Origin of the sequence: Paenibacillus alba (assembly GCF_013204855.1) — a bacterium.
In the GTDB taxonomy this organism is placed as follows: Bacteria; Bacillota; Bacilli; order Paenibacillales; family NBRC-103111; genus Paenibacillus_E; species Paenibacillus_E alba.
The window spans coordinates 104224-116532 of record NZ_JABMKZ010000013.1 but is presented as its reverse complement, the minus strand read 5'-3'; the positions used below and the strand labels follow the sequence as shown (position 1 = coordinate 116532).

The 12309-nt window shown below is 48.3% G+C and carries 11 protein-coding genes; 4 read left to right on the top strand and 7 right to left on the bottom strand.

Annotated elements, in window-relative coordinates; translation table 11 throughout:
* Nucleotides 1-39 precede the first annotated feature (39 nt).
* Nucleotides 40-1107 carry a GerAB/ArcD/ProY family transporter gene (locus tag HQN90_RS17935; protein WP_216855354.1) on the top strand — a complete coding sequence of 356 codons (1068 nt, stop codon included), beginning with the start codon at nt 40-42 and terminating at the stop codon, nt 1105-1107.
* A gap of 260 nt (nt 1108-1367) precedes the next feature.
* Here HQN90_RS17935 and pyk read toward each other — a convergent pair whose 3' ends face one another.
* The 6 genes from pyk to HQN90_RS17905 all read right to left on the bottom strand — a co-directional run bounded on the left by pyk (nt 1368) and on the right by HQN90_RS17905 (nt 9579).
* Nucleotides 1368-3122, bottom strand: coding sequence for a pyruvate kinase (gene pyk, locus HQN90_RS17930; RefSeq protein WP_173221144.1), 1755 nt, complete (start codon nt 3120-3122; stop codon nt 1368-1370).
* Nucleotides 3115-4089, bottom strand: a complete 975-nt coding sequence (locus HQN90_RS17925; protein WP_173221142.1) for an acetyl-CoA carboxylase carboxyltransferase subunit alpha — start codon at nt 4087-4089, stop codon at nt 3115-3117. Before HQN90_RS17925 ends, pyk begins: the two co-directional genes overlap by 8 nt.
* On the bottom strand, nt 4079-4945 hold the full coding sequence (gene accD / locus HQN90_RS17920) for an acetyl-CoA carboxylase, carboxyltransferase subunit beta (RefSeq protein WP_173221140.1): 867 nt from the start codon (nt 4943-4945) through the stop codon (nt 4079-4081). The genes HQN90_RS17925 and accD overlap by 11 nt, the downstream gene beginning before the upstream one ends.
* 67 nt (nt 4946-5012) lie before the next feature.
* Complete coding sequence (locus tag HQN90_RS17915) at nt 5013-5201, bottom strand: hypothetical protein (protein ID WP_028554922.1); 189 nt, start codon at nt 5199-5201, stop codon at nt 5013-5015.
* A 172-nt stretch (nt 5202-5373) separates the two neighbouring features.
* Entirely contained in the window at nt 5374-5874 is a 501-nt protein-coding gene (locus HQN90_RS17910; protein ID WP_173221138.1) for a phosphatidylglycerophosphatase A family protein, read from the bottom strand.
* An 87-nt stretch (nt 5875-5961) separates the two neighbouring features.
* Nucleotides 5962-9579 (bottom strand): DNA polymerase III subunit alpha, encoded by a 3618-nt coding sequence (locus HQN90_RS17905; RefSeq protein WP_173221136.1) that lies wholly within the window; start codon nt 9577-9579, stop codon nt 5962-5964.
* Nucleotides 9580-9701: 122 nt separating this feature from the next.
* Here HQN90_RS17905 and HQN90_RS17900 point away from each other — a divergent pair, with 122 nt between their 5' ends.
* The 3 genes from HQN90_RS17900 to HQN90_RS17890 all read left to right on the top strand — a co-directional run bounded on the left by HQN90_RS17900 (nt 9702) and on the right by HQN90_RS17890 (nt 10882).
* Nucleotides 9702-10034 carry a YtrH family sporulation protein gene (locus tag HQN90_RS17900; protein ID WP_079421119.1) on the top strand — a complete coding sequence of 111 codons (333 nt, stop codon included), beginning with the start codon at nt 9702-9704 and terminating at the stop codon, nt 10032-10034.
* Complete coding sequence (locus HQN90_RS17895; RefSeq protein ID WP_173221134.1) at nt 10031-10522, top strand: sporulation membrane protein YtrI; 492 nt, start codon at nt 10031-10033, stop codon at nt 10520-10522. The genes HQN90_RS17900 and HQN90_RS17895 overlap by 4 nt, the downstream gene beginning before the upstream one ends.
* Before the next feature lie 66 nt (nt 10523-10588).
* Nucleotides 10589-10882: a YtpI family protein gene (locus HQN90_RS17890; RefSeq protein WP_173221132.1), complete on the top strand. Its 294-nt coding sequence runs from the start codon at nt 10589-10591 to the stop codon at nt 10880-10882.
* On the opposite strand, the gene HQN90_RS17885 is transcribed toward HQN90_RS17890, so the two are convergent.
* Complete coding sequence (locus HQN90_RS17885) at nt 10879-12207, bottom strand: DRTGG domain-containing protein (RefSeq protein WP_173221130.1); 1329 nt, start codon at nt 12205-12207, stop codon at nt 10879-10881. The genes HQN90_RS17890 and HQN90_RS17885 overlap by 4 nt on opposite strands.
* Nucleotides 12208-12309: the final 102 nt, after the last annotated feature.

The window sequence follows — 12309 nt, the reverse complement described above, 5'->3', positions numbered from 1 at the left end:
CGCAATGTGAAAAAATATGCCTATAACGAGATAACGCTTATGCAATTTATTTGTATCCAATCCGGCGTTCAATTGAGCGTTGGCCTGCTGGCCCTTCCGATGAATCTGGCACAGAGCGCGGGAACGGACGGCTGGATGGGGATTCTGCTCGTATGGATACTTAATTTGACGGCGAGTTTAATCATCGTTCAAGTGATGAAAAAATATCCAGATGGAACCCTTTTAGATTTGTTAGCGCATTATTGTGGCCGCTGGGTCGGGACAGTGGCCGCTGTACTGATAGGTCTTTATTTCTTTTTCTATGGGTACATCGGCATCACGAGAACAATTCTTTATGTCAAACAATGGCTCCTGCCGCAAACCTCCTCACCTCTCATTATGCTTTTGCTGCTGATTCCCACCTATACCATCGCTCGTAATGGGCTTCGTATTATCGGACGTTACGCGGAGCTTGTTTTTTTCATTTCCTTATGGATTCCGTTTGCTTATATATTGCCGCTTAACGACGCTCAGTGGCTTTATTTACTCCCTGTTCTCAAAGAAGGCTGGCTGCCTGTTTTCAGCGCTGCTGAAGCAGCCTTGCTCTCCTTTTCCGGAATTGGCGTCACTTTGATCTTGTATCCGTTTCTTCTGCATAAACGACAGGCGGCTATGGGTGTAATCCTCTCCAATACAATGTCGATGCTTGCTTTTCTGCTGATGACGCTTATCTGTTTCGTTTATTTCAGCCCAAATGAAATCAAGGGATATAATGAGCCCGTCGTCAATGTGCTCAAAAACATTGAGTTCAAATTTATCGAAAGGATCGAAGTCGTATTTATTTCCTTTTATTTATTCATGTTCTCGTTGTCCTGGATCCCCACTTTCTATGCCTGCACATTCTGTATTAGCTGGCTGCTGGGCAAACAGGATCATCGCAATCCCCTGCGAGTACTTTGGCTGCTGCTGGCCATCGGCACCTTTCTATTCATGCCAACCTTCAATCAGAACACCTTCATGGGCAAATGGCTCACCAAGTGCGCATTTGGCATTGAATATACGCTCCCTCTTTGCTTGCTGCTTTATCTCTGGTTTCGGGTTCGCAAAAAAAAGGCTGAACTGACCTAAGTTCTGGTTAATCCCCTTTCGAAAAGGAACGACGATCCGCTAATCGACTCAGAATCCGATATTTGCAGCTGAAAGGGAAGTACGATCCCTTATTTCGCCTATCTAGGAGGAAATTCCCGCAATTTAGAGAATTTAGTGTACCCTAGTTCCGTCTGAGTAGAGAAACGGCTGTTTTGATCACAAATAAGGGAATGTAGTTCCCTTGACGTCAAAAAAAAGAGTGAAGCGCAGATTACTCTCGCTTCACTCTTTGCTATGTCCTACAGTACGCTCGCTTGACCGGAGTAAATAACGCCAACTTCCGGATAGATCGAAACTTCTGTACCGTCTTTGATAATTTCCACTGCGTTCTCAACGCCTACAATAACAGGGATGCCAAGGCTTAGCGCAACTACTGCCGCATGGGAAGTAATGCCGCCAACTTCCGTAATTAGAGCGGAAGCTCTTTGCACAGCAGGCATATATTCCTTATCTGTTGAGACTGTTACAAGAACAGCACCATCGACCATTTTCTCATTGGCTTCTTCCGGTGTACGAGCCGTAACTACGATACCTGTAGCTGTTTGCATCCCGATACCCGTACCTTTGGCAATCATCTCGCCAACATGATGAACCTTGATCAAGTTCGTAGTTCCAGAGCGGCCTACCGGTACGCCAGCTGTAATAACGACGATGTCACCAAGTGATACAAGTCCTGTTTTGATACTGCTGTCTACCGCAAGGTTGAACAGCTCGTCCGTTGTTTTCGCTGGAATTCCCTTCACTGGAATAACACCCCATACAAGGGATAAACGGCGAATCACTTGATCGCTAGGCGTAACGGCGATGATTGGTGATTTTGGACGGTATTTGGATACCATACGAGCTGTATATCCACTTTCCGTTGCTGTCAGAATCGCTTTGGCACCAAGCTCCAGAGCTGAGTTCGCAACCGCTTGAGAAATCGCTTCTGTCACAGTCACTTGCTGTGCTTGCGCTTGGCGAAGGAAAATTTCTTTGTATTCCAAAGCGGCTTCCGCACGCTCAGCAATACGAGCCATCGTTTGGACGGATTCAACCGGGTATTTCCCCGCGGCTGTCTCACCGGACAACATAACAGCATCTGTGCCATCAAATACAGCATTCGCTACGTCACTCGCTTCTGCGCGAGTTGGACGCGGGTTGCGCTGCATGGAATCCAGCATCATCGTTGCCGTGATAACCGGTTTACCTACGATATTACATTTTTTAATCATTTGTTTTTGCACAACCGGAACATCTTCCGCCGGGATTTCAACACCCAGATCTCCACGGGCAACCATCAGACCATCGGAAACTTCAAGAATTTCGTCTAAGTTATCAACGCCTTCTTGGTTTTCGATTTTACTAATGATTTGAATGTGGGATGCGTTGTGCTTCTCGAGCAATTCACGAATTTCCATAACATCGCTTGCTTTACGAACGAAAGAAGCGGCAATGAAATCAACGCCTTGTTCAATACCGAATACGATATCGTTGGCATCTTTTTCGGTAATGCCCGGAAGGCTGATTTTCACGCCTGGTACGTTTACGCCTTTTTTACTCTTGATCGTTCCGCCATTCACGATGCGGCATTCGATTTCTGTTCCACGAATATCAACAACCGTAAGACCAATCAAACCATCGTCGATCAGGATGGTTGATCCAACAGCTACATCACGCGGCAGATCGGAGTACGTCACGGAGATACGGTCTGCATCGCCTAGAATTTCTTCCGTTGTCAGAATGATGTGCTTGTCCTGAACAAGCTCAATCGGTTCTTCTTTTAATTTGCCTGTGCGAATTTCCGGTCCTTTGGTATCAAGCAGAATAGCAGCTATTTTGCCTGTCTCAGCGGATGCTGCGCGAAGGTTGCGGATACGTGCGCCGTGCTCCTCAAAATCTCCGTGGGAGAAGTTAAGACGGGCAACGTTCATTCCCGCTTCTAGAAGTTTTTTCAAGTTCTCTTGTGATTCGCTTGCAGGTCCAATGGTACAGACAATTTTCGTTTTACGCATGGTTTCCCTCCTGGTTGAATGTGAACCGCCCAATATCTCTAAATTTCTGGTAACGGTCCTCTAACAGCTCCTGTTCGTTCATACTTAGCAAATGCTGAAGCTGTTCCCAGATCGCTGTTTTAATAAATTCGGCTTGTGTTGCTGGATCTCGATGTGCGCCACCTTTGGGCTCGGGAATAATGCCATCGATTACGCCCAGCTCCAATATATGATCCGCAGTAATTTTCATCGCTTCTGCCGCGAGCAGCGCTTTGGAAGCATCTTTATATAAGATGGAGGCTGCGCCTTCGGGACTAATAACCGAATAGATCGCATTCTCCAGCATTAATACCTTATTGCCTACACCTAACGCCAGGGCGCCGCCACTGCCGCCTTCGCCAATAACAACACAGATGATCGGCACACGAAAAGAGGCCATTTCCAGCAAATTTCTGGCAATCGCTTCTCCTTGACCGCGCTCTTCTGCAGCATTCCCAGGGAATGCCCCTTTCGTATCAATAAATGTTACGATCGGACGCTTGAACTTATTCGCTTGACGCATCATTCTCAGCGCCTTGCGGAAGCCTTCCGGATGCGGACATCCGAAGTTGCGGGCGATATTGTCCTTCGTATCTTTCCCTTTTTGATGACCGACAACCGTCACCGGTATGCCGTTCAACTTGGCAAGACCGCCAACGATTGCCAGGTCATCTCCATAGAGGCGATCCCCATGAAACTCAATAAAGTCTGTGAAAATGGTACTAATATAATCAATTGTTGTAGGCCTTTGCGGATGGCGGGCAAGCTGCATTTTCTCAGCTGACGACATCGTTGCATACAACTCATCTTCCAGTTGCGCATATCTTTCTTCCAAGCGACGAATTTCCTCGGAGAAGTCAATTTGCTTCTCCGCGCCAAACGTACGGAGTTCGGCAATCTTTTTCTTTAGCTCAAACAGTGGCTGTTCAAAAGGCATATCACTCGCCATAAGTCGCCTCCTCCTTCACACCGTGCATGTCCAGCAGCTTGATTAACGTAGGTCTCATATCCTTGCGGCTGACGACCTTGTCGAGCTGACCATGCTCGAGATTGAATTCAGATGTCTGGAAATTATCAGGCAGCTTTTGTTTGATCGTTTGCTCAATAACACGGCGGCCTGTAAAGCCGAACGGCGCTGCTGGCTCCGCAATAATAATATCGCCCAGCATGGCAAAGCTCGCTGATACGCCACCGAAAGTCGGATCCGTAATAACAGAAATAAACAATCCGCCTGCTTCGCTTAGCTTGGATAATGCCGCGCTTGTCTTGGCCATTTGCATCAAGCTCAGAATGCTTTCCTGCATCCGCGCTCCACCCGATGTGGAATAAATAATAATCGGATATTTCTTCTCAATCGCCATTTCAATCGCTCTTGTGATTCTTTCACCAACAACGGAGCCTAGCGATCCACCCATGAAATCAAAGCTCATCGCAGCAATGATTACAGGATAGCCGCCAATCGTACCTTCGCCGGTCATAATGGCATCTTGCAGCTTCGTTGTGCTTTTGGCTTTATCCAGCTTCTCTACGTAATCCGGAAATTGCAAAGGATCCTCGGAAATCATATCCGTATCATACTCCACAATATGTCCTTCATCGAGCGTTAACTGAATCCGTTCCAATGCGCTTAATCGATAATGATAACCGCAGGATGTACAGACTTTCAGGTTTTTCTCAAGCTCTTTGCTCGTTTGAATCGTACCGCATTTCGGGCATTTATTCATTAAACCTTCGGGAATTTCCCTTTTTGTTTTTTCAGAAGGAATCGTTGCATATTTCCGCTTTTGAAATAAATCCTTTAGCACATTTCCACCTCTACTTGGCTTTTATCGTGTACCGCTGACAAGCCACGTTACTTACTTCTACTTTTCATTATCTATGTAAAATAGAATTGAGCACTTCTTGTACTTCTTCCAATTCCCCTTCGGGAACGACGATTTCGAACTGATTTTTGGATAATGAGATCCCGCGTACTTGTACGAGAAATCCTTCTTCCGTTAGCCTCTGTTTAATCCGCTCTGCGATTTTTGCGGTAGGAGCTATATATATCACCGTCCACATGAAAAAAAACCTCCTATGAAGTGCAACTACATGGATTAGGGCAATTTGCAGCGATGATAGTAAACATCCTTAGACAAGCACAGGCGCACACAATGGAATAATGATATCATAATTTCTCTTTTTCCCGCAACAGAGCACTTTCATGAAAAAAGCGAAGTCTGAACTATTGGTGCTAGTCCAGACGCAATTTACTACTATAATCAGGCGCATGCTCATTCTGATGAGCGATTCTGGCCGATGCCGCGGCGGCTAAACCGCAGACCAAATCATCCAGAAAAACATGTACAGCACTTCGATCATCATTGAGCGCACGAATAATTCCCATCTTTTCTTTATCTAAATAGCCGAAGCTGGTTAATCCAATCATCCCGTATACATGAACAATCCCCAAGGCCAGCGTTTCATCCACGCCGAACAGCGGCTCATCCGCCTCCAGTATGGATTGCAGGGGCTCAGGCAGCAGCTTCTTCTCTGCTAATTCATCCAGCGCAATGCCTGTATACAGTGTGTACTGCACTTCCCGCTTGGCAAGAACTGCCAGCACACTTTCCGTACAATCCTCTTCGGTAAGCTGGTCGTTATACGGCTTTTGCAGCTTGTAGACGATTTCGGAGATTTGCTCGACGGTAACGCCACGCTTTTGCAGCAATTGGATCATATGTTGTTCGGTCATAAGTCCTCCTCCTCCTACACATGTATTGCCCCGGAAACACCGGGTTCCTATTCATATGCGGAGGAACCTTTATTTACCACTTCAAAGTCATTTCACTTTGGCGGAATCTTTGCCCATGATAGTTTCAATCATGCGGATCAGATCCTTGGACGGATCCACCAAATATTGGTCGCTCAGGGCCAAGAGCTTGTTGCTGCTTTCGTAGAAAAGCGCAACCGCGAGCGGCCCTTTGTACAGCTTCAGCAGCGCCTTCAGCTGCAAGAGCTTATCCGGCTGCTCACAGTCAGCCGTGATCTTGACGAACACCCGCTGCGCCTTCGGCGCCGCAGCGGGGCTTGCGCTGCCCGCAGCCGCAGGCTGGGCAGTGCTCTCACGCGCCGTCGGCGCAGCGGCTGCACTGCGCGCACCGCCGGCGGTGACAGCCGCACGCGGCGGTTGGCCGCTGGCGGCGTCAGCAGCCCGCCTAGGCGCGCCAGGCTGCCGGCGCAGCCGCTGGACGCCTGCAGGGTCGTCCAGCGCCACAAGCTGCTCCGCGAGCAGCTTGGGCGGGTCCTCGTCCTGAAGCTGCAGCTTCGCGCGGACAAGGACAAGCCTGCCCTTCTGAACGAGCGGAGCCGCGTTCTTCCAGGTCTCGGGGAACAACACCACCTCGACCTTGTCAATCCGATCTTCCAGCTCCATGAAAGCCATGGGCTGGCCTTTTTTGGTGACGATGGTCTTGTTCGAAAGAATCATCCCCGCAACGATCACTTCGCTGTTATCCGGCAGTTCCTCCAGCTGGTGGAGCATGACCGCTTCAATTTCCCCAAGCTGCTGCGTATAAGCATCCAGAGGATGCCCCGAGATATACATCCCAAGAAGCTCCTTCTCCAGCTCCAGCTGCTTGCTCTGAGGCATTAAGGGAATGTTCGGAACTTCCACTTCCCAGTTCGGTTCTTCCACGAAGCCGAAGAGGTGAAGCTGCAAATCATCCCGCTCCTTGCGCCATTTGGTAGCCGAAGCTATCGTTTCATCAAGGACCGCCATAAGCTGTGCCCGATGCCCGCCGAGCGTATCGAAGGCTCCGCCTTGTATAAGCGATTCGACCACCCTTTTGTTGCACACGCGCAAATCAACTCTTCGGCAGAAATCCAACAGGCTCTCAAAAGGGTCTTTTTTCCTTTCCGTCAAAATCGCGTCAATCGCTTGAGTGCCTACATTTTTAATCGCAGCAAGGCCAAAACGGATGGCTCCGGCCGCTGGATCTGGTGTAAACACTGTTCTGCTGCCGTTGACGTCCGGAGGCAGCACAGCGAGCTTCATCCGGCGGCATTCATCCACATATTCGGCTACCTTTCTGTGATTGCCCATCACTGCCGTAAGCATGGACGCCATGAAATAAATCGGATAATGCGCTTTTAAGTAGGCCGTTTGGAAAGCAAGTACCCCATAAGCCGTTGCATGGGCCCGAGGAAATCCGTAGTCCGCAAAACGGACAATCATATCATACACATGATTCGCATCCTCCGCTTGAAAGCCCATCTTCAAGCTGCCCGCAACGAAGTGGGTTCGCTCTTCATCCAGCACTTCCCGCTTCTTCTTGGAAACCGCCCGGCGCAATAAATCCGCTTCGCCTAAGCTGAAACCGGCCATCGAAGAAGCAATTTGCATAATTTGCTCTTGATAGACAATAATGCCGTACGTATCGCGCAGGATCGGTTCAAGGGTCGGATGCGGATAGACAACCTCCTCTTGTCCGTGCTTACCGAAAATGTACTTCGGAATAAACTCCATCGGGCCCGGACGATACAACGCCAGAACAGAAATAATATCTTCAAATACAGATGGCTTCAAGTCTTTCAGAACTTTGCGCACACCGGTTGACTCCAACTGGAAGACGCCTGTTGTCTCCCCCTTGCTGAGCATGCCATACGTGAGCGCATCCTCATCCATGTCCAGCGCATCAAAGTCCAGCTGCACGCCTTCCATTTGCCGGATCCAGTCCACACTACGTTCAATGATGGACAAGGTGCGCAAGCCCAGAAAATCCATTTTCAAAAGTCCGATAGATTCCAAATGCTCCATCGTATATTGCGTCAGAGCCGTCTGCGTCGTCCCTTCCTGAAGCGGAACGTATTGGGTGAGCGGTTCTCTGGAAATAACAACTCCGGCCGCATGCGTGGAAGCATGACGCGGCATTCCCTCTACACGCATCGCCATTTCGAGCAGCTCTGCCGTTTTGGGCTGTCTGGCCACCAAAGCTTTCAAGTCCGTACTTACTTGTAAAGCTTCCGCCAACGTCATCCCCAAGTGATTCGGGATTGCTTTGGCTGCGCGGTCGACATCGCCATAAGGCACATTAAGCACTCGGCCGACGTCTCTAACGGCTGCTTTGGCTGCCATTGTACCAAATGTAATAATTTGCGCGACATGCTCATGACCATATTTGCGCACGACATAATCAATCACTTCATCGCGTCGTTCATCACTGAAATCGATATCGATATCCGGCATCGTAATCCGTTCGGGATTCAGAAACCGTTCAAAGAGAAGTTTATAGCGAAGCGGATCGACGTTCGTAATTTTCAGCACATAAGCAACCAGACTGCCAGCCGATGATCCCCTGCCCGGTCCGGTCATAATCTGCTTCTCATGAGCAAACCGGATAAAATCCCAAACGATCAGGAAGTAATCCGAGAAACCCATATTCTCGATAACACCAAGTTCATAAGCCAGACGTTCTTCCGCTTGTCTGCGCAGCGGCGAATCAGGCAGATGCCATTCTGGTTTAGAGCCGTAACGCTGCTCCAACCCTTGTCCGCATAGCTCCTGCAAATACGCCCCAGCCGTCAGCGGCTCAGGAATGGGCTGAAAGCGAGGCAAAATCGACTTGCCGAACTCCAGCTCCAGGTGGCAACGGTCAGCAACCACAGCGGTATTCGCAAGCGCCTCAGGAACATGGACGAATAAGCGTTTCATTTCCTCTTCGCTTTTGAGATACATCTGACTTGTTCCCATGCGCAGCCGATCTGTATCATCGACGGTTTTGCCTGTGCCAATACAGATGAGAATATCCTGCATGACATGATCCGGTTCGGTAACATAATGCACATCATTCGTGGCAATCAGGGGGATTCCAGTTTCCTTGCTGAGTTCAATCATGGCAACCATAACTTTTTTCTGCTCAATCATGCCGTGATCTTGAATTTCCAGAAAGAAATCATCACCGAAAATGTCACGATAGCGTTCGGCCGCTTTCCTGGCCTCTTCGCCACGGTTATGCAGCAAGTGCTGGGAAACCTCGCTGCCTAAACAAGAACTTAAGCAGATAAGTCCCTCGGCATGCTTGGCCAAATGCTCCAAGTCAATGCGCGGTTTATAGTGAAAGCCTTCCAAATGTCCGATCGAACAAAGCTTCATTAAGTTTTGATAGCCTGTTTCATTTTTGGCAAGCAGGATGAGATGATAGATCGGCTGTTCTTGTCTAGTTCCTTTATCTCGAATAGAACCAGCGGTAAAATACACCTCACAGCCAATAATCGGTTTAATCCCTTTCTGCCTGCATGCCTTATAGAAGGCGATGGCTCCATACATAACTCCGTGATCTGTTAAGGCGAGAGAGGTCATGCCAAGATCAGCCGCTTGTGAAACAAGCTCCTCCATACGCGCTGCACCGTCTAATAAACTGTATTCACTATGAACATGCAAATGGACAAACGAACTCATCCGCATTTCCCCCTTTCGTGCATTTTATTCCTGTTATTTTATCATATTAGAGCTAGCCAATCCCATACAGTAAGAGAGAGAGTTTGTCCTCATAACTTAGCTGGAAGGGAAGCGATAAAGACATGTACGTCTTTTGGGCGAATATTATTATGTATTACTTCATTGCGTTCGGGGTCGTATTCGGAGGCAGTATGTTAAGCGGCATTGCCGCTGTATTAACCTTGCAGTCACCTACGGAAAAAATGCTGGCCGTCTCTGAAAACATCAAAATATGGGCCATGGTCGCAGCGGTTGGCGGAACGATTGATCCCATACGTTTTATTGAGAGCCATGTCGCCGTAGGGCATTTGAATCCGGCAATCAAACAAATTGTTCTCATTGTCGTTGCTTTCATCGGGGCACAGATGGGTACTTCACTCATTCAAATGATCTGCAAAGGAGGCACTCAGCCTTGAGGATTCCTCCTTTTGCCCGATATCAACGTCTGCTTTCGAGCTTCGGACTGGTGGTTTCGGGAGCCATCATAGGGAGCGCCATCTATATGAGCATTCATCAACACACCTATAATCAGCTCTATGTGGAGATGCATAAATATTTGGAGGAGAATCGCGATCTGCGTGCGGATATTGAAAGTTTGAATAAAACCCGCAATAAACAAGCTTTGATCAATGTCGTCAACGTCCATTTGCTGCCCAAAAGTCAAACCGAGCTCATCAGTGAAGATATTCAAAAAGAAATTGAAGGTGATGTCAAAAGCGAGCTCAAGCTCGTCATTGGTCAAAAGGCAACCTTCGTGAGAGATTCCCAGCCTCTTTATGAACGGCTCATCACCCAAAGAACATATGTTCTTCATGATAAAAAATACATCATTGAAGTCAAGTCCATCGTCCTGCTTCAAACCGAGCTGACCGTTTGGATTACGGCACAGGAAAAACGAACCTAGGATTGCAATCTATCGCGGAAATCGCTAAAGTAAACAGTAAACTCATCCAAAGGACGGATTGCAGACATGTTCGCGATACAAGTCACTTTATTTCTTCTCATTTGTGTTTTACTTGCCTTAACGGTCTTTTTCAGCTTTCGATCCAGACGTGAGCAGGATGCGGCCAAACGCGGATTATTCGCAGCGCGCATGAATATTTGCATGGGCTTCATGCTCATCTTGATTGCCGTTACGCAAATTTTCTTCTTCAGCGAATCGAGCTTCCGGCGGATCTTCGGCACCATTCTTGTCCTGATAGGCGTATTCAATGTATTCGCCGGCATTCGCAATCATGGACATTTCAATCGCTTGCTGCGTTAAATGACTTGAGCCGTGAGCATCGCTTTGGAAACAAGCGCGCCGGCATGATAAATCTCGACATCAATCTTGCCAAATTTACGGCTCACCTCAATAATGGTGGGTCGTATTTCTATTTTGGAATCAATCTGCAAAGGCCTTAAGAAGTACGTGGACATATTGTCCATGACCAAATCGCCCTTCTTATGCTCTTGTACGATGCGATAAGCGGCTTGCGTCATCAAGGTCGTGAGCACGCCCTCAGACACAGTACCCAAATGATTCGTCATCTGCGGCGTAATGACGCCATGAAACTGCAAAGCTCCCTTCTCGTCTCTGACCTCTTCCAAGCCGGACCAGATCAAATCCTCAAAGGTTTCCCCATTCTGAGGCTGTTTCTGAATGTATTGCATGGCCTTCAGCACATCGCTGCGATTCAGCACCCCAAGCATTTTGCGGTTCGTATCGACGACAGGCAATAATTCAATGCCTTCCCACACCATCATGTGAGCCGCTGAGGCCACAGAGGTTTGCGGGGTAACAGTCAGCGGGCTGCGGGTCATGAGCTTCTCCACCGTCTGCAAGGAGCTTGCCCCCACCATATCCTTGGAAGTCACGACACCAATAATCCGGTTCCATTCATCCACAACAGGAAATCGGCTGTAGCCCGTATCCTCTGAAAGCCGCTGCCAATCCTTCAATGTGCTGTTGGCTTTGAGTGCGTACAAGGCGGCTCCGGATGCCAAAATATCTTCCACCAGCATAATCTTCTTCTTAATTAAGCGGTCATAGATAGCTCTATTAATCATCGAAGCGATGGTAAATGTATCGTAGCTGCTTGATATAATCGGCAGTTCCAGTTTATCGGCAAGAACTTTCACTTCCGTGCTGGTGTCGAATCCCCCGGTAATCAAAACACCGGCACCTTGCTCCAGAGCGCAAATATGAGCCCTGTTGCGGTTCCCGACGATGAGAAGACTGCCCGCTTCAATGTAGCGCATCATCGCATCTTGCTCCATCGCTCCAATGACGAACTTGTGGAGTGTCTTATGCAGACCGCGCGAGCCGCCAAGCACTTGCCCATCCACCATATTCACGACTTCTGCGAAGGTTAGCTTATCAATGTTCTGCCGCAGCTTCTTCTCTACCCGAACGGTGCCTATCCGCTCCTTGGTGGAAACCAAGCCTTGATTCTCCGCTTCTTTGATCGCCCTATACGCTGTGCCTTCACTGACTTCCATGTTCTTGGCAATTTTGCGCACCGAAATACGGCTGCCGAGCTTCAAGCTTTCTATATAACGTAAAATTTGTTCATGCTTCGTTAATGTATCTGTGGATTGTGAGTCCAAACTGTTACACCTCTCTTACTTGTTCCTGTACTACTCTGTACTACTAGTATACGCGTTCCAAAGAGCAAGAACAATGCGAGCTGTGATGTCAACTGAAAAAAT

What these genes read in the sequence shown, in the direction of transcription:
- HQN90_RS17935 (WP_216855354.1), top strand. Translation starts at nt 40, where the DNA reads ATGCAATTTATTTGTATCCAATCCGGCGTTCAATTGAGCGTTGGCCTG.
- pyk (WP_173221144.1), bottom strand. Translation starts at nt 3,122, where the DNA reads ATGCGTAAAACGAAAATTGTCTGTACCATTGGACCTGCAAGCGAATCA.
- HQN90_RS17925 (WP_173221142.1), bottom strand. Translation starts at nt 4,089, where the DNA reads ATGGCGAGTGATATGCCTTTTGAACAGCCACTGTTTGAGCTAAAGAAA.
- HQN90_RS17915 (WP_028554922.1), bottom strand. Translation starts at nt 5,201, where the DNA reads ATGTGGACGGTGATATATATAGCTCCTACCGCAAAAATCGCAGAGCGG.
- HQN90_RS17910 (WP_173221138.1), bottom strand. Translation starts at nt 5,874, where the DNA reads ATGACCGAACAACATATGATCCAATTGCTGCAAAAGCGTGGCGTTACC.
- HQN90_RS17905 (WP_173221136.1), bottom strand. Translation starts at nt 9,579, where the DNA reads ATGAGTTCGTTTGTCCATTTGCATGTTCATAGTGAATACAGTTTATTA.
- HQN90_RS17900 (WP_079421119.1), top strand. Translation starts at nt 9,702, where the DNA reads ATGTACGTCTTTTGGGCGAATATTATTATGTATTACTTCATTGCGTTC.
- HQN90_RS17890 (WP_173221132.1), top strand. Translation starts at nt 10,589, where the DNA reads ATGTTCGCGATACAAGTCACTTTATTTCTTCTCATTTGTGTTTTACTT.